This window comes from Paenibacillus sp. FSL W7-1088 (assembly GCF_037969855.1).
GTDB lineage: Bacteria > Bacillota > Bacilli > Paenibacillales > Paenibacillaceae > Paenibacillus.
On the sequence record NZ_CP150216.1, the window covers coordinates 32,830 to 50,077 of the forward strand.

A 17,248-nucleotide genomic window follows, 5' to 3' on the forward strand; every position below is an offset into this window, starting at 1 on the left:
TGCTTTTTGATCCAAATAAATCAAGAATATTACAATATTTTAACCAAATATTTAGAAAAACGTACTTGAACAACGCTTTACAACATGCATAGAAACAGGATATCATCTTTTCAGTGAATTGTTGTGCGGAAAATTGGACAGATGTTCGGGGGATGAACAAAGGGACACTTTCCGATGAAACAACATTACTTTCATGAATCAGTCTCGCTGAGTCTCCGTTAACGGAGAGCGGGGGAACCAATAAGGCTTAAACATCGGTGTTTTCAGCCGATGCGCAAAATGCGCTGACCCAAAAGCAGCGTATAAATCTGCGAAGCCATATTTGATTTCTTCTTTGGGTCTCGGGGTGAATTCAAGGGCGTCCGCCATGAGCGGATGACCGGAGATAGGGCGGCTCTCTTTCGCCCGAACCCGACAGCTAACCTCGCAAGCGGAAAAAGAGAGGCAACCTCGTGCATGAATTTCCGATATTCAGAATCATTCGGAAGCCACGAAAGAGTTCCTCTTAAACTCTTTCTTTGGCTTTTTTGTTTTTGAATAAAAGAAATACGGTCATCATACGGTAAGTATTCAGGAGGATGACATCATGTTGCGAAGATTGATTCATGGTGCAGAACCGGATTATGTTGGTCCGATCTGTGTTCTGTAGAAAATTTGGTATAGTCGCGTCAAAGACATCATGCATTACTTTAGACGGCGAGGCTATGAAGGAGGACGGAGAAGTGGGCACATTCCAACCAGAAGAGACCCATGAGTCACGATCATCCAGTAAGTCTTTCGCGTTGCGGTGGAAGCATGAGAACTTGCGTCAAATGGCATTGATCGCGATTTTCTCAATTGCGCTTACAATCATGATCTTGTTAGTCGTTTACGGTCAGGCCGGGAAACAAATTTCACTGGTTATTGATGGCAAAGCTCAAGCGGTAGAGACTCGTACAGGAATGCTTCAGGAAATGCTGGAGGAGCAGTCAATCACAGTCAGCCCTCACGATCAGGTATCCATGCCCTTGAATGGGGCGATCACAGATGGAGACCGCATCGTTATTGAGCGGGCCGTTCCAGTTAATATTACGGCAGACGGAGACACCAAGACTCTGTATACAACCGATTCATCGGTAAAAGATGCGATTAAAAAATCAGGTATTCAGATTGCAAGTGAAGACAAAGTGTATCCGGCGCTTGGAACCACTATTGAAGCGGATATGAAAATCCGTGTAGTGCGTGTAACAAAGCGTACGGTGGACGTGGAACAGCCGATTGCTTACAAAGTGATCAAAACGGCTGACCCTAGCTTGTACAAAGGCGACAATCGTGTCGTTGTGAGCGGTAAAGAAGGCACACTTGTACAGCATATTGAAAAGGTGTTCCAGGATGGAGAATTGGTCTCCAAAAAAATGGTGGGCAAATCGGTCGCAACGAATCGCGTTGATAAAGTGATCGCCGTTGGTACCAAAGCCAAACCTGTTGTGAAAGAGCCAGTGATTCAGACGGTATCGGCGCAGACTTCCACGACAAAAACAGCAACAACAACGAACTCGAAGAAAACCGCTGCCTCGGGCAGCAAAGTAATTACCGTCTCAGGCAGTTCTTTTAAATATTCTAAAGTGTTGAAAAATGTATCCATGACGGCATACTCTTCTGAAGAGCCCGGTATCGGCACAAAAACGGCATCAGGTACTCGGGTAACCGAGGGACGTACCATTGCGGTTGATCCCAAAGTCATTCCAATTGGCTGGTGGGTATATATCGAGGGCCTTGGCTTCCGTCGTGCGGAAGACACAGGTGGTGCCATTAAAGGCAACAAAATTGATGTGTATTATGATAGTGTGAAGCATGCCCTGAACTTCGGACGGAAGAAAGGCAAGACGGTATATGTGATTGGTCCGGTGAAGCCGGAAGCGAACTAAAATCGTTTTACTTTGAAATGGGAATGCTATAAAATATAAGCATGAATGATTCATGCGGAATATGCGGCGGAGGGGTCTGAATTCAGTCTCCCCCGCCGTTTGGCAGAGAAGAGGATACTCCTCTTCTTTTTGCGTTAGAAAGGAAGAAATGGAACATGATAAAAGAAGTGATCGTGGTGGAAGGTCGTGACGACACCGTAGCTATTCGACGTGCGGTTCAGGCAGATACGATCGAGACTGGTGGGTCGGCCATCAACCAGCGTATTCTAAAGCGCATTGCACTTGCCCAAGAGAGACGTGGTGTCATCGTACTGACAGACCCGGATCATGCTGGTGAACGTATTCGTAAAATCATCGCCAATAAAGTACCTGGCTGCAAGCATGCCTTCATCCCGGAGGCAGATGCTACGCGTAAAGGCGACATCGGAGTGGAGAACGCCTCACCTGAGGCCATTCGTCATGCACTGGCACGTGTACACACGTCTTATGAAGGCGCACCCAGTCTGATCGATTGGGAGGATCTGATTGCGGCGGGACTGATTGTGCACCCACAGGCTGCTGCACGTCGTATGGAGATGGGCAATCTGCTGGGCATAGGATATTGCAACGGCAAGCAGTTCCACAAGCGGTTGAGTGTATTCCAGATTACCCGGGAAGAGTTCTCCGCAGCATTATCGCAAATTGAACGTGAAGGATTGTGAGCGTATGAAGGGCATGGAAGAAACGGTAGAGATTGCAACCCCCAAACGAACCAAAGAAATTATTCAAAGACACGGATTTTCATTCAAGAAGAGCCTGGGTCAGAACTTTCTGATCGATCAAAATATATTGAACAAAATTGTAAATGCAGCTGATTTGGACGAGTCCAAGGGTGCACTTGAGATCGGACCAGGTATCGGCGCCCTCACAGAACGTCTGGCTCGGGTAGCCGGGCCTGTAACGGCTGTAGAGATTGATCAGCGGCTGCTGCCGATTCTGGGTGAAGTGATGCAGCCTTATCCGAATGTTCGTGTGCATCATGGGGATGTGCTGAAGCTGGATCTGGCTGAGCTGTTCCGCACCGATTTTGGAACGGTAGATAAAGTGAGTGTTGTGGCCAATCTGCCTTATTATGTAACGACGCCAATCATGATGAAACTGCTCGAAGAGAAGCTGCCTGTAGACAGCATTGTGGTCATGATCCAGAAGGAAGTGGCTGAACGCATGGCTGCTGCTCCTGGATCTAAGGACTATGGCAGTCTGAGCATTGCAGTCCAGTACTACAGTATGCCTGAATTGGTCTGTATTGTTCCGCCCACGGTATTTATTCCGCAGCCTAATGTGGAATCGGCTGTAATCAAGTTAAAGGTGCGTGAGCAACCGCCGGTTGAAGTTCCCGACGAGGCACATTTCTTCGAAGTGGTACAGGCTTCATTCGCGCAGCGTAGAAAAACAATCTCCAATAATTTGAAAGCTCGTTTCTTCACAAAGGAGAACAGAGAACAGGCTGATCAGCTGCTGGAGCAGGCTGGTATTCAGCCTTCGAGACGGGGAGAAACATTGAGCCTGCAGGAGTATGCGACACTCAGTAACGTAATGTGGGAAGCTGGGGTACGCGCAGCTCTGTAAAATTCGGATGAACCAATCCGGGTTTCTGCCCATACGATGGGGTAGAGGTGATAATGTTGATGAATATCGGAGACTTGGTCGTTCGAAAGTCATACGGTGGAGATGTGACTTTCCGGTTGGAAGGCCTCCAGTCGGACGGTGCCATCATTAAAGGGACCGAGTTCCGGCTGTTAGCCGATTCCCCTGTGGACGATTTGATACAGGTTCCTTATGAACCGCAGAGTGCCAAGACGAGGCAGGCTCACGTGAAGGCGCATCAGACGCTCTCACGCTTGCAGCAGAATCGAATGGAACAGGCCGAGCGCAATCGTGAAGGTTTGGTTCAGGAATGGTCTGTTCAACAAGAACCCGCCTATTTTGAGATGCCTGGCAAAGTACTGCACTTGGATGGCGATCCTAATTATCTAAAAAAAAGCATGAACCTTTATGAGCAGCTTCGTGTTCCCGCAGAGGGGCAATACGTACATGAGTCTGCCATGGCGGACACTTTATATCGTCTGCTGCCCAAAGTTCGCCCGGACATTGTTGTCATTACTGGCCATGATGGTGTACTTAAGACTCGTCAGCCCTATGACTTATATAGTCTGGGCAGCTACAAAAATTCGCAAAACTTCGTATCCGCTATTCAGGTGGCTAGGCAATATGAACGCCATCTCGATGCGCTCACGATTGTAGCTGGTGCGTGTCAGTCCCACTTTGAGGCCTTGCTGCGTGCTGGAGCGAACTTTGCCAGTTCACCAGGCCGAATTCTCATTCATGCTTTAGACCCGGTCTATGTGGCAGCCAAGGCAGCCTTCACGTCAGTGCGCGAAACCGTGAATATGAATGACATTTTGCATAACACGATTAGTGGCAGCCAGGGTGTGGGCGGCGTTGAGACACGGGGGAGTTATCGGGTAGGTCTGCCCGGATTGAATGATTTATCCACGTTAAAAGTGAATCCATCAGCCGTCTGAAGATGGCAGAAGAAAGCCTCATTTAGGGGCTTTTTTTGTTTGCAAAAAAATTCATTGACAACAACTTTTTGATACTGATATAATAATTAGTTTTGATTTGACAATGACTGTAAAATCCGGTATAATGGACAAGAAAAGAGGTGGTCGTCGACAATGGCTAAAAATACGCTATTGGATATCAAACGCAATCTCGATGCACATATCGGTCAGAAAATTATGCTGCGGGCTAATGGTGGCCGCCGTAAGACCATTGAGCGTACGGGTGTATTGGAAGAAACGTACCCTTCTGTTTTTATTGTCAAGCTTGATGAGGAGCAAGAAACATTCAAGCGAGTATCCTACAGTTATGCTGATATACTTACGGAATCGGTGGAAGTCATGGTATTTGATCCAGGCAGCCAGACGCATAGCTCCTACATGGAGACGTAAGTATCGATTTACGGCGATTCTGCCCCCTTGGGCAGGTCGCTTTTTTTATTTTGAAAAAATCCCGCTCGGTTCATGGGAGAGCCATAGTTGATCAGGAATGAGTCTGGGGAAGAAGCGGCATACTATTTGGACAGGTTCAAGGCATTATTCTTAAGTAGATCAAATGAATTGGCTTGGCCTGGGGGCAATTAGTCCCGGATACCAATGGACTTATCATGAATGAACTATTTGGAGGAGGATGATCCATGAGCCGGAGAAGAAGAAGTGTAATGTCGGATGAACTCAAGAATGAACTGGCAAAAGACCTGGGGTTCTATGATACTGTCCAGCAGGAAGGTTGGGGCGGGATCAAAGCGAAGGATGCGGGCAATATGGTGAAACGGGCCATTCAACTTGCGGAAGAAGCTGCACGCAAATCGTAATCCGGTTCAATCGGTTTGGAGAGCGGGGCAATCCGGCAGGAATGACCTCGCTTTTTCCCCATGGATGCGGAATAGAAATGACTTGACAGCCCCATTTTGATATAATATGTTAAGTTGTCTTAGGGAAAAGGTGAGGACGGGTGAACGCCTTGAAAATTTACGAAAAAGCGCCTGCTAAAATCAATTTGATGCTAGACGTTTTACATAAAAGAAGAGATGGATTCCACGAAGTTGAGATGATCATGACGATGGTGGATCTTGCCGATCGACTGGAAATGTCTGAGCTGCCTCGTGACACGATCTTTATCTCTAGTCAGGCGGGATATATCCCCCTGGATGAGAAGAACTTGGCTTTTCAGGCAGCCAGGCTCATCAAAGAGCGTTATGACGTGAGAACCGGAGTGCATATTCATCTGGACAAAAAAATACCAGTGGCCGCCGGACTTGCTGGTGGCAGCAGTGATGCAGCAGCAACGCTGCGTGGATTGAATCGCCTCTGGCGTCTCAACATCCCCGATCAAGAGCTGCAGGAACTTGGAGCCGAACTGGGCTCGGATGTGCCTTTCTGCATTACAGGCGGAACAGCACTCGCCACAGGCCGTGGGGAGAAGCTGACACCGATGCCGAATCCCCCGCAATGTTGGGTGATCTTGGCCAAGCCGCCGATTAATGTGTCCACAGCCGACGTCTATGGACGGTTCCGCAGCGACAAGATCGTTCGTCATCCGAGTGCTGCCAAAATGGAGCAGGCCATTCGCAATCAATCCTTTGCCGAAGTGTGCGGGCAGATGGGGAATGTGCTTGAGGACGTAACGTTGAAGCTGTATCCGGAAGTTCAGCATCTGAAGGATGCCATGATTCGGCTTGGAGCAGACGGAGTATTAATGTCAGGCAGCGGCCCTACTGTGTTTGGGCTGGTCTCCAAGGAGTCCAAAGTTGCACGGATCTACAATGGGCTGCGAGGCTTCTGTAAAGAAGTATACGCCGTACGTATGCTAACTTAAAATTCGCTTTTATAATGTACAAACACGTATAAAGGTGGTATATTTTTAAATAATTATTCGGATTTGGATGTTTTCCGTGATCGTGAGGATGGATCTCTGTGAAGAAATTAAAACGAAGCGCAAGGCTGGTTGAAATGACGCAGTACTTATTGTCTAGACCGCATACGGTTATTCCGTTGACCACATTTGCCGAACGCTACGGAGCTGCGAAGTCGTCGATCAGTGAAGATTTGGCGATTATCAAAGAAGTGTTCGAAGAAGGTGGTTCGGGAGAACTGCATACACTGGCTGGAGCAGCCGGGGGAGTAAAGTGGATTCCAAAGGTGTCCAGAGAACTGGCACTGGCTTTTGCAGAACGACTTTCTACCCAGCTCGCGCAGCCCGATCGGATACTCCCTGGTGAGTACCTGTACATGTCCGACCTGCTTGGACAGCCCGCATTGATGAATGAAGCCGGCAAGATTTTTGCAACGGCCTTTGGCAATATGGATATTGATGTGGTGATGACGGTCGAGACTAAAGGAATTCCGCTTGCTTATGCGACCGGAGCCCAGCTCAACCTGCCTGTAGTGCTCGTGCGCAGGGACCATCAGGCTACGGAAGGATCGGCCGTAAGTATCAATTATGTATCCGGGTCCCATAAAAGCCTACATACCATGTCCCTATCTCGCAGGGCTATGCGTGAGCACTCCAGAGTGCTCATTGTAGATGATTTTATGAAAGCCGGGGGAACCGTCCAAGGGATGATCGACCTATTAGCCGAGTTTAATGCTACGGTAGCGGGAGTAGGCGTATTAGTAGAATCTGGATCGGTTGATTCGGAAGAACGACTGCTGACGGATTACATTTCTCTGGCGAAGCTGACGGCGGTTGATGCGAAGAGCAGACACATTTCCGTCAAGCCTGGCAACTATTTTGACGTGTAGAATCATGACGAATTACATGTCGGGAAAGGTTCTTTTCCATCGACCTGGCACTAACGTTGTCGAATTGTGTATTAAATAAAAAAATTCCTGAAATTAGGACATTTTTATGGTTATAAAAAGAAGGAGTTCGTATAGGCTGTGTGGAATTATACACCAAGTTCTGATGGAAAAAGGTGGTGAACACACACATGCAAATTACGGATGTCAGACTCCGCCGTGTTAACTCTGAGGGGAGAATGAAGGCTATCGCATCCATTACCATCGATAACGAATTCGTCGTTCATGACATTCGCGTCATCGATGGCAATAACGGAATGTTTGTTGCTATGCCGAGCAAGCGGACTCCTGACGGAGAATTCCGTGATATCGCCCACCCGATCTCTTCCGGTACTCGCGAGAAGATTCAAGCAGCTGTTTTGACTGAGTATGATCGCGCAGCAACTGAGGAAGAAGTCATTGAAGAAGGTGCCTGAGAACATTATTGGGGTTCGAAGGAAAAGAGAGCCATGTCTTATGGCTCTCTTTTCTTTTTGACGGGAATAAGATATATTCAGTATTGAGTTTATTCACAGAAGAGCATTTTCGCAGCTTGAATTCTGCAAAATGTTGAAAGAACAAAAAGCGCAGCGTGCGCTTGGTAACAGGGCGGCATCTTAGGAATCATGGGAATCGGTTAAGCTCGCAGGTACACGGCGTATACATATAGGTCACGATTTGTTGGTGTCCGCGTTGTTACGCGTGATTACAGAGACAGCAGGCGATGAACAAGACCGGCGCAGGGCCGGCTGAACGTTACTCATCGGATATATACAGGTAAGGTCAAACGATGGGTTTTTCAGAACAGGAGGTCGTAAATTTTGAAAAGAATGGCAATCGTTCTTGCGGCAGGGCAAGGCAAACGGATGAAATCAAAATTGTACAAGGTACTGCATCCCGTATGCGGTAAACCAATGGTGGGTCACGTGCTGGATGCAGCTCTTCGCGCAGGTGTTGAACGCAGCGTCGTTGTGGTCGGTCACGGTGCCGAAGCGGTGCAGTCATTTTTGGGTTCCAGAGCAGAGTACGTGCTTCAGGCTGAACAATTGGGAACAGGACATGCGGTGAAGCAGGTTAAATCTCTGCTCGGCAGTGAAGCAGGGTCAACCATTGTTGTCTGTGGAGATACACCACTTGTGACCAGTGAAACGCTGGAAGGACTGATGAAGCTGCATGAGAGTCGCGGAGCAGCAGCAACGGTACTTACAGCTAAACTGGACAATCCCAAAGGGTACGGTCGCGTTATTCGCGGAGAAGATGGTTCAGTACAACGCATTGTGGAACAGAAGGATTGCACGGAGCAGGAAGATGCCGTGAACGAAATCAACACAGGTACGTACTGCTTCGATAATGCCAAGTTGTTCGCTGCGCTGGAGAAAGTGACGAACCAGAATGCTCAGGGAGAGTATTATCTCACTGACGTGGTTGGCATTTTCCGTAATGATGGAGAAGTGGTGGAAGCCTACATGTCAGATGACATCGCGGAATCCATCGGAGTTAATGATCGGCTTGCCCTTTCACAAGCAGAAGCGTTCATGCGTGAACGTTTGGCGGTAAGACATATGTTGAACGGTGTTACGATCATCGATCCGGCATCGACATATATCGGGGCGGATGTTACCATTGGATCAGATACGGTATTGTATCCGGGTACCATACTCAAAGGGTCAACTACCATTGGTGAAGCCTGCCATATTGGTCCTCAGGCTGATATCGAAGACAGTATCATTCAGGATGGGGTTACAATCAAACATTCTGTGCTGTCACAAGCCGAGGTTGGATCAGAAGCAACCGTAGGTCCATTTGCTTATTTGCGTCCAGGCACCAAACTGGGCCGCAAAGTAAAAATTGGTGACTTTGTTGAAGTGAAAAATGCTACAATTGATGAAGGCTCCAAAGTATCTCATCTCAGTTATATTGGGGATGCTAAAGTCGGGAAAAACGTAAATGTTGGATGCGGGGCAATAACGGTGAATTATGATGGATATAATAAAGCTGTAACGACGATTGAAGATGATGCGTTCGTAGGCAGCAATGTCAATCTGATTGCACCTGTCACGGTAGGAAAAGGCGCATATGTTGTTGCGGGCTCTACCGTTACCCATTCCGTTCCCGACAACGATCTCGCGATTGCCCGCCCACGCCAGGAGAACAAACCTGGGTATGCGGAGAAAATCCGTGGTCGTGCCAAAGCAAAGAAACAAAATGCCAAACCCGAATAAGGGGTATTGATATTAAGAATTGCCTGCCGAACATCGGGGGGTGCCGACATGTCGCAGACGCTTATAGATTCCAATGAACCAGCACGGAGGGTTTTTATTTTATGACTTATTTTGATTCGAAACTAAAAATATTTACTTGCAATTCTAACCCCAAGCTTGCCCATCAAATTGCTGATTATATCGGAATTCCTATGGGTGAATCTCACACAACCAGCTTCAGTGATGGTGAGATCCAAGTGAAACTCTCTGAGAGTGTTCGGGGCTGTCACGTTTATATCGTGCAGTCTACTTGCTTGCCGGTTAATGACAACCTGATGGAAATGCTCGTTATGATTGATGCACTTAAACGGGCATCTGCCAAGACGATTAACGTCGTTATTCCGTACTATGGTTATGCTAGACAGGACCGTAAGGCCCGTTCGCGTGACCCGATTACAGCCAAACTGGTTGCCAATTTGATCGAAAAAGCGGGTGCAACCCGTGTAATCGCGATGGACTTGCATGCCATGCAGATCCAGGGATTCTTCGACATTCCAGTCGATCATCTGCTCGGCGTGCCGATTTTGGCTCAATATTTCCGCTCGAAACAGATCGAAAATCCGGTTGTTGTATCGCCTGACCACGGCGGCGTAGTACGCGCTCGGAAACTGGCGGACTTCCTGAATGCACCTCTCGCAATTATCGACAAACGTCGTCCAGAGCCGAACGTCAGCGAAGTGATGAACATTATCGGTAACATCGAAGGTAAAACAGCAATTCTGATCGATGACATCATTGATACAGCGGGAACGATTGTACTGGGAGCAAATGCTCTGATGGAAGGCGGCGTGAAGGAAGTATACGCTTGCTGTACTCACCCGGTATTGTCCGGCCCTGCGATGGAACGCTTGGAGAATGCACCGCTGAAGGAAGTTATCGTAACGGATACTATTCCGATTACGCATGCTAACCCGACAAGCAAACTTAAAGTGTTGTCTGTAGCACCTTTGCTCGGAGAAGCCATTATCCGGGTTCATGAGGAATTGTCAATCAGCAAGCTGTTTGAAATTGAATAAGGATGTCTGCATAAAGTAGTAGAGGGGTTACGTTTTCCGGATCAATGGAAAATGTAACCCCTGTCGGCGTGCCGTTATGTTGGAAGTGAAGCAGTTGCCTGCCGGATTTCTAGTATCCGGGGCGGGAGATAAAACGGAACCGGCGCCGATGAAAAAGAGTGTCGGCAATTTCGACAAATTGATTATCGAAACGTGTGATTAGTCCGATCTCAATATGGGTGTCGCGGTCATATACCTGTACAGGTACGTGATATTCCAGATGATAGATAAAATCGCTATGTTGAGTCAGTTGTCCGTTGTCTTCGCGCAAAACCCGCTCACCTTCCTGGGTTGATGAATAAAAGCTGTAAACATAATATAAGTTGAAACTGACGTTTACACCAAAACGGAGAGTGCAGAACCAATCTGAAGAAGCGGAGCGTGCGCCTGAAAGCTTTCTGCAAGAAAGCTACTTCGAAAGCAAAGGCTATCACCGGATTATTCCCTTGGATCAAGGGAATAAAGAAAATCTGGGGATAAGAGCCGATCGAAAGATGGTACTGCAATCGGAGTGATAAGGTGTAATAATCGTTCAAATTATATAACCATTTCGAATCATACTTTGTTGATATTATATGAAATATAACATTCGAAGTCTATGCTTCACCTTAGGCTGATCCGAAGGAGGGAACAAGATGAAGTGGATTGTCGGCCTCGGAAATCCAGGCCCGAACTACGCTAAAACCCGTCATAATATCGGCTTTATGGCACTCGATCGACTTGCAGAGCGCCATAATATCTCCATTACGCAGAGCAAATGCAAGGCGCTGATTGGAGAAGGTGTGATTGGCGGCGTCAAAACGGTGCTGATTAAACCAATGACGTTTATGAACCTGTCCGGTGAGTCGGTAAGGGCTTATATGGATTTTTATAAAGTTAGTCTGGAAGACCTGATTGTTGTCTACGATGATATGGACACGGAAACAGGCAAAGTCAGATTGCGTTACCAGGGCAGTGCAGGTGGTCACAATGGAATCAAATCCATTATCCAGCATACCGGTACTCAGCAGTTTAACCGGGTACGGATGGGCATATCCCGACCAGAACCGGGACATGCCATTGTAGATTACGTACTGTCGAAGTTTATGAAGAACGAAAAGGAAGCACTCGAACAAACGATCGAACAGACCTGTAATGCATTGGAGTATAGTCTGGATCATACGTTTGAGCAGACGATGGCCAAATTCAACGGGTAACCGCTGCAACTGGCACTGGAAAAATGATCAAGATTCGGGTTCAATTCAGTCTTAATGGGCATACTGGACGTATAAACCATGTTCAGGAGGCATAAACATGTCAGTGAATTATGTGTGTAGGCACTGCCGTACTTTTATTGGACGAATCGATTCTGCCCGGATAACGGAAGCGCAATTAGGCTTTCATTTCTTGACCCCCGACGAGCGGAGGGATATAATAGCGTATAATTCCGGTGGCGATATAACCGTTCGGATTACATGTGATTATTGCAAAGAAGCTTTGGAATTTAATCCTGAGCTGAGCCTGCTTGCGAGTCCGCTTCAATAATTAACTCGCACGCAGCAAGAACTTATGACAGATGATGGCGGCTGCGGAATACCGCTCCACCTTTATAGCCTTGGCAGCCTGCTGAGGCTTCTTTTCAGTTGGGATGAAACCAGACTGCTTCCAAAATCGTGCTCAGCCACATTAAACGGATGTGGCAAAGTAGCGATTAATCCTTTATGATGAAACAGGACAAAAAGGAATTTGTATCCAATTTTTAATGTGGTGAACCTGCGCGCAGGCGTGAGATACTCAAGTAAGTTATAAGAGAGGTGCCCCTTTTGTTACAAGCACTTATACAGGCTTTTTCCAAAGATCCGGACTTCGGGTCCATTACGGCCGGGATTACATCCGGTATGAAGGAGCAATTGGTTTCGGGCTTATCCGGTTCGGCACGTCAGATTATGCTGGCTGCCCTGCATCAGGAAACGAACCGACCCCTGCTCGTTGTGACACACAATATGTTTTCCGCTCAAAAAATCGCAGAAGATTTACAGGAAGCGCTTTCACCAGATCAGGTGCTGCTCTATCCTGCCAACGAACTTGTTGCCGCTGAAGCTGCTGTTTCCAGTCCGGAAACATTGGGTCAGCGTATTGATGTGTTGGTCCGTTGCGCCCAGGGATTCAGGGGCGTTGTTGTTATCCCATTTTCCGGGGTACGGCGCTATGTTCCACTTCCGGAAGTAATGGCTAATGCTCAGATTACAATTAAACAAGGCAATACGCTGGAGCTCGATGCATTCCTGCTGGAGATGGTGAAGCTCGGATATGAACGTGTAGAGCGCGTAGAATCACGTGGTGAGATGAGTGTGCGTGGAGGAATTATTGATTTCTATCCAGTTACATCGTCCATTGCGTATCGTGTGGAATTATTCGACGATGAGATCGATTCCATTCGGACATTTGATCCTGCAGACCAGCGTTCCATTGAACGAATTGACGAAGTGACGGTTCTGCCGTGCAAAGAGTTAATTGCAGATCGCGAACGCATGGAGAAGGCTGCGGATACAGCCGTTATTTTGCTTGACCAACAGTTGGAGAAAATGACGGACCGGCAGGCGAAGCTGCGTCTGCGGGAAGAAATTCATCGTGAGATCGAACTTCTGCGGGAGCATGTGTATTTCTCCGAAATGTATAAATATATTTCACCGCTCTATCCCGAAAACAAGACGATCTACGACTACATGCCAGAAGATACATTGCTTGTACTCGACGAGCCGGCAAGGCTTGCAGAGACGTCGAAACAGCTTGACCGGGATGAGTCGGAGTGGAATCTGCATTTGATGCAAAACGGGAAGACCCTTCCGGACCTGCATCTGTCAGCGGATGGGGATGATCTGATCTATGAACGTCCATTCCAGACGCTGTTTATGTCCATCTTTTTGCGTCAGGTTCCTCATACCCAGCCGCAGAATATTCTCAACTTTATCAGCCGTGGAATGCAGGACTTCCATGGTCAGATGAACGTGCTCAAAGCAGAGATGGAGCGCTGGCAGAAAGCCGGGGTTCAGGTGCTTATGCTGGCTAACGGTGAGGAAAGACTCGATCGGATGCGTCGGGTACTCATGGACTATGATATCCCTGAGCCGGAGATGCTTATTGGCAACCTGCAAACCGGATTTGAGATGCCTTCCATTCATCTGGCTGTCGTTACCGAAGGCGAGATGTTCTCACAGAAGCAGCGCAAAGTGCGCAAGCCGATTCGTAATGTGGACAATGCAGAACGCATTAAATCCTATAGTGAGCTGAAAGTGGGCGATTATGTCGTTCACCAAAATCACGGGATCGGTAAGTATCTCGGCATCGGTACACTTGAGGTTGGCGGTATTCACAAGGACTACATGCATATTCTCTATGCAGGTGGAGACAAACTGTCTGTACCGATTGAGCAGATTGATCTGATTCAGAAATATGTCGGTTCGGAAGAGAAAGAGCCGAAAATATATAAACTGGGCGGCAATGAGTGGACACGGGTTAAAAATAAAGTCCGCACATCTGTACAGGATATTGCTGATGATCTAATCAAGCTTTATGCGGAACGCCAGACGTCAAAAGGTTTTGGCTTCGACAAAGACTCTGCGGAACAGCAGGAGTTCGAGGACATGTTCCCTTATGATGAGACACGGGATCAGGTGCGTGCAATCGAAGAAATCAAGAAAGATATGGAACAAAATCGTCCGATGGACCGTTTATTGTGTGGAGATGTTGGTTATGGCAAAACAGAGGTTGCGATCCGTGCCGCCTTTAAGGCTGCCATTGAGGGAAAACAGGTTGCTGTATTAGTCCCTACAACCATTTTGGCTCAGCAGCATTATGAAACGTTCCGTGAGCGTTTCTCCGGTTATCCATTCAACATTCATGTACTTAGCCGATTCCGTTCACGTAAAGAACAGAACGAGACAGCCAAAGGCATTAAGGCAGGCACGGTCGATATCGTCATCGGTACTCATCGGTTATTGTCACAGGATCTGGTCTTCAAAGACCTTGGCCTGTTAATTGTAGATGAAGAGCAGCGCTTCGGTGTAACGCACAAGGAAAAACTGAAAAAGCTGAAAACAAACGTGGACGTGCTGACACTGACAGCGACGCCGATTCCGCGTACCCTTCACATGTCCATGCTGGGCGTTCGGGATCTGTCGGTTATCGAGACACCGCCGGAAAACCGTTTTCCGGTACAGACGTATGTCGTTGAACACAGTCAGGCGCTTGTTCGTGAAGCGATTGAACGTGAATTGGCTCGCGGCGGTCAGGTGTACTACCTGTATAACCGTGTGCAGGGAATTCAGGAGATGGCTGCGGAAATTTCCGAATTGGTGCCGGAAGCCAAGGTTGGTGTGGGGCATGGACAGATGTCGGAAACGGAGCTGGAGAAAACCATTCTGGACTTCCTGGATGGTGAATATGACGTACTTGTCAGCACTAGCATCATCGAGACCGGGGTGGATATTCCTAACGTAAATACTCTGATCGTGCATGACGCGGACAAAATGGGGCTCTCCCAGCTGTACCAGCTGCGTGGACGGGTCGGTCGTTCCAATCGGATTGCGTATGCCTATTTCACATACCAACGGGACAAAGTGCTGACCGAAGTGGCTGAGAAACGTCTGCAATCAATTAAGGAATTTACCGAACTAGGTTCAGGATTCAAGATCGCGATGCGCGATTTATCGATTCGCGGCGCGGGTAATTTGCTCGGAGCTGAACAGCACGGCTTTATCGCGTCTGTCGGATTCGATCTGTATTCTCAGATGCTGGCAGAGGAAATCAACAAACGCAAAGTTACAATGCTCGGCGAAGAGCCGGTGCCATCCGATCAGTGGAACACAACGCTGGATCTCAGTATCGATGCGTACTTGCCGTCGGATTATATTTATGACAGTATTCAGAAGATTGAAATTTATAAAAAAGTGGCGGTTATTGCCTCCTTCGACGATGCAATGGAACTGGAAGACGAATTGGTTGACCGATTCGGAGATCTGCCAGAAGCCGTAATCAACTTGCTGGCGGTGGCCAGAATGAAAGTCTATGGCAAGATCTACGGTATTGAATCCATCTCCCAACGCGGAGATGATCTTACAGTGAAGTTCTATGAAGGCAGAGAACATGCATTTGAGCTCTCAAAAATCGCACACATTGGAAATCAGTTCGAAAGACGTGTACAATTTGAACAAGGATCCCATATGCTTATTCATGTCAAGGGTAAAGGGCTTGGGGACAAGCAACTGATGGAGCTGGTAGAGAAATTTCTGGAGTCCATGAAAAGTGCTTTTAAATCAAAGGGGGAACTAAAGGATGTTAGCAAAGTATAAAAAAGTAGGGAAAGTACTGTCTGTGAGCATGGTAGCAGTACTGTCCTTATCACTGCTTGCTGCTTGCGGCAAGAAGGAAGAAGCGACAACGGAACCAAAGGATACAAGTGCTGTAGTCGCTACGTATGATGGCGGTACAATTACAGCCAATGAATTCGACATGGAGCAACGGGTCATGAAATTCCTCTATCCGGAATATGCACAAATGATGGATATGGATGATTTCAAGGAATACCTGGTGAAACAGGAAGTTGCATATGAATATTTGAGTGGAAAAGCAAGTGATGCAGCCAAAACCGAGGGGGCCAAAACAGCGACAGAACAATTCGACAAAATGAAAGCTTCTGTTCAAGCTGATCAATGGACTGAGATGCTGAAAGCTCAGAATCTGACAGACCAGAACATTAAGGATTACATGACTCGCATTATGACGGTAATCAAGGATAAAGAAACGGGCGTTACTGAAGATGCGATTAAAGCTGAATTTGAGAAAAATAAAGATCAGTTCACAACGGCGTCTGTTCGTCACGTACTGATCAACTTTACGGATCCAAAAACACAAAAAGAGCGTAAAAAAGAAGATGCTCTGAAACTTGCGAAAGAAGTAAAAGCGAAATTGGACGGGGGAGCGGACTTTGCTGAAATTGCGAAGAAATACTCTGAAGACACAGGTTCTGCAGAAAAAGGTGGATTGTACGAAGATACACCTGTAGCCAGCTGGGTAGATGCGTTCAAAGAAGCGGCTAAAACGCTGCCATTGAACAAAATCAGCGATCCTGTAGAGACTGAATACGGTTATCACATCATGAAAGTAGAAAAACGTACAGAAGCGGACTATGCGAAATTGACTGCTGAGCAAAAAGAAACACTCAAAAGCCAATTGGCCGCTGCTGAGATTGACACATTTATGACCAGCGAACTGGACAAAATCGTAAAAGAAGTAAAACTGCCAAAAACAGACAAGGCTAAAGAAGGCACGACTGAAGGTACTACTGAAGGCAAGACCGGTACTGGAACAGGTACTGAGGGTGAAAAAACCGATGCGGGTACGGATACCAAAACGGATAAAGGAACAACTGGAACCGACAAGGAAACAAAAACAGATGAAAGTACAGATACAAGCGGTAAATAAGATAGCGAGTGCATACATTCAGCAAATACGTTTGTCTGGATGATACACTGAACGCTTCAAATATGGACAACCATACAGAAAAGCAAGAGGGGGACTTAAGGCCTGCCTCTTGCTTTTCCTTGTATCTATGGAGCAAAGTGGGTACATGGTCGCCTTCTGTGGAAGTTTACACAACTATATTC

The 17,248-nt window shown here is 47.3% G+C and carries 17 protein-coding genes and 1 riboswitch; of the genes, 16 read left to right on the forward strand and 1 reads right to left on the reverse strand.

The genetic code is table 11. The features are described 5' to 3' along the window. Positions 1-195 precede the first annotated feature (195 nt). Positions 196-449: riboswitch (cyclic di-AMP (ydaO/yuaA leader) on the forward strand. A 273-nt stretch (positions 450-722) separates the two neighbouring features. The 11 genes from MKY42_RS00150 (at position 723) to MKY42_RS00200 (ending at position 10,565) form a co-directional block, all read left to right on the forward strand. Then, the gene (locus MKY42_RS00150; protein ID WP_110002332.1) at positions 723-1,907 is read left to right on the forward strand and encodes a 3D domain-containing protein; all 1,185 of its coding nucleotides are present in this window, start codon (positions 723-725) and stop codon (positions 1,905-1,907) included. Positions 1,908-2,062: 155 nt separating this feature from the next. Further along, positions 2,063-2,608 (forward strand): ribonuclease M5, encoded by a 546-nt coding sequence (rnmV, locus tag MKY42_RS00155; RefSeq protein WP_091001847.1) that lies wholly within the window; start codon positions 2,063-2,065, stop codon positions 2,606-2,608. Between the two features lie 4 nt (positions 2,609-2,612). Further along, on the forward strand, positions 2,613-3,515 hold the full coding sequence (rsmA, locus tag MKY42_RS00160) for a 16S rRNA (adenine(1518)-N(6)/adenine(1519)-N(6))-dimethyltransferase RsmA (RefSeq protein ID WP_339847871.1): 903 nt from the start codon (positions 2,613-2,615) through the stop codon (positions 3,513-3,515). 59 nt (positions 3,516-3,574) lie between these two features. Further along, positions 3,575-4,471, forward strand: a complete 897-nt coding sequence (gene yabG / locus MKY42_RS00165; RefSeq protein ID WP_079697633.1) for a sporulation peptidase YabG — start codon at positions 3,575-3,577, stop codon at positions 4,469-4,471. Positions 4,472-4,624: 153 nt separating this feature from the next. Next, positions 4,625-4,900, forward strand: a complete 276-nt coding sequence (locus tag MKY42_RS00170) for a Veg family protein (RefSeq protein WP_053778931.1) — start codon at positions 4,625-4,627, stop codon at positions 4,898-4,900. Between the two features lie 245 nt (positions 4,901-5,145). Next, complete coding sequence (locus MKY42_RS00175) at positions 5,146-5,322, forward strand: small, acid-soluble spore protein, alpha/beta type (RefSeq protein ID WP_053778930.1); 177 nt, start codon at positions 5,146-5,148, stop codon at positions 5,320-5,322. Positions 5,323-5,471: 149 nt separating this feature from the next. Then, entirely contained in the window at positions 5,472-6,326 is an 855-nt protein-coding gene (ispE, locus tag MKY42_RS00180) for a 4-(cytidine 5'-diphospho)-2-C-methyl-D-erythritol kinase (RefSeq protein ID WP_090905253.1), read from the forward strand. Between the two features lie 98 nt (positions 6,327-6,424). Then, positions 6,425-7,252, forward strand: coding sequence for a pur operon repressor (purR, locus tag MKY42_RS00185; protein ID WP_090905221.1), 828 nt, complete (start codon positions 6,425-6,427; stop codon positions 7,250-7,252). Between the two features lie 188 nt (positions 7,253-7,440). Further along, complete coding sequence (spoVG, locus tag MKY42_RS00190) at positions 7,441-7,725, forward strand: septation regulator SpoVG (protein WP_017691372.1); 285 nt, start codon at positions 7,441-7,443, stop codon at positions 7,723-7,725. A 384-nt stretch (positions 7,726-8,109) separates the two neighbouring features. Continuing rightward, the gene (glmU, locus tag MKY42_RS00195; RefSeq protein ID WP_090905219.1) at positions 8,110-9,510 is read left to right on the forward strand and encodes a bifunctional UDP-N-acetylglucosamine diphosphorylase/glucosamine-1-phosphate N-acetyltransferase GlmU; all 1,401 of its coding nucleotides are present in this window, start codon (positions 8,110-8,112) and stop codon (positions 9,508-9,510) included. A 101-nt stretch (positions 9,511-9,611) separates the two neighbouring features. After that, positions 9,612-10,565: a ribose-phosphate diphosphokinase gene (locus MKY42_RS00200; RefSeq protein ID WP_017691370.1), complete on the forward strand. Its 954-nt coding sequence runs from the start codon at positions 9,612-9,614 to the stop codon at positions 10,563-10,565. A gap of 109 nt (positions 10,566-10,674) precedes the next feature. Here the strand turns inward: MKY42_RS00200 and MKY42_RS00205 are convergent, their stop codons facing one another. Continuing rightward, positions 10,675-10,875, reverse strand: a complete 201-nt coding sequence (locus tag MKY42_RS00205; protein ID WP_024633712.1) for a hypothetical protein — start codon at positions 10,873-10,875, stop codon at positions 10,675-10,677. Positions 10,876-10,927: 52 nt separating this feature from the next. On the opposite strand from MKY42_RS00205, the gene MKY42_RS00210 reads away from it, so the two are divergent. The 5 genes from MKY42_RS00210 (at position 10,928) to MKY42_RS00230 (ending at position 17,066) form a co-directional block, all read left to right on the forward strand. Further along, on the forward strand, positions 10,928-11,119 hold the full coding sequence (locus tag MKY42_RS00210; protein ID WP_339847882.1) for a hypothetical protein: 192 nt from the start codon (positions 10,928-10,930) through the stop codon (positions 11,117-11,119). 120 nt (positions 11,120-11,239) lie between these two features. Next, positions 11,240-11,800 carry an aminoacyl-tRNA hydrolase gene (gene pth / locus MKY42_RS00215; protein ID WP_179262249.1) on the forward strand — a complete coding sequence of 187 codons (561 nt, stop codon included), beginning with the start codon at positions 11,240-11,242 and terminating at the stop codon, positions 11,798-11,800. A 97-nt stretch (positions 11,801-11,897) separates the two neighbouring features. Further along, complete coding sequence (locus tag MKY42_RS00220) at positions 11,898-12,128, forward strand: anti-sigma-F factor Fin family protein (RefSeq protein ID WP_024633714.1); 231 nt, start codon at positions 11,898-11,900, stop codon at positions 12,126-12,128. A gap of 278 nt (positions 12,129-12,406) precedes the next feature. Then, a complete protein-coding gene (mfd, locus tag MKY42_RS00225) occupies positions 12,407-15,934 on the forward strand; it encodes a transcription-repair coupling factor (protein ID WP_090905215.1) in 3,528 nt (1,175 codons plus the stop codon). Then, complete coding sequence (locus tag MKY42_RS00230) at positions 15,918-17,066, forward strand: peptidylprolyl isomerase (protein WP_179262247.1); 1,149 nt, start codon at positions 15,918-15,920, stop codon at positions 17,064-17,066. Before mfd ends, MKY42_RS00230 begins: the two co-directional genes overlap by 17 nt. The last annotated feature ends 182 nt before the right edge of the window (positions 17,067-17,248 follow it).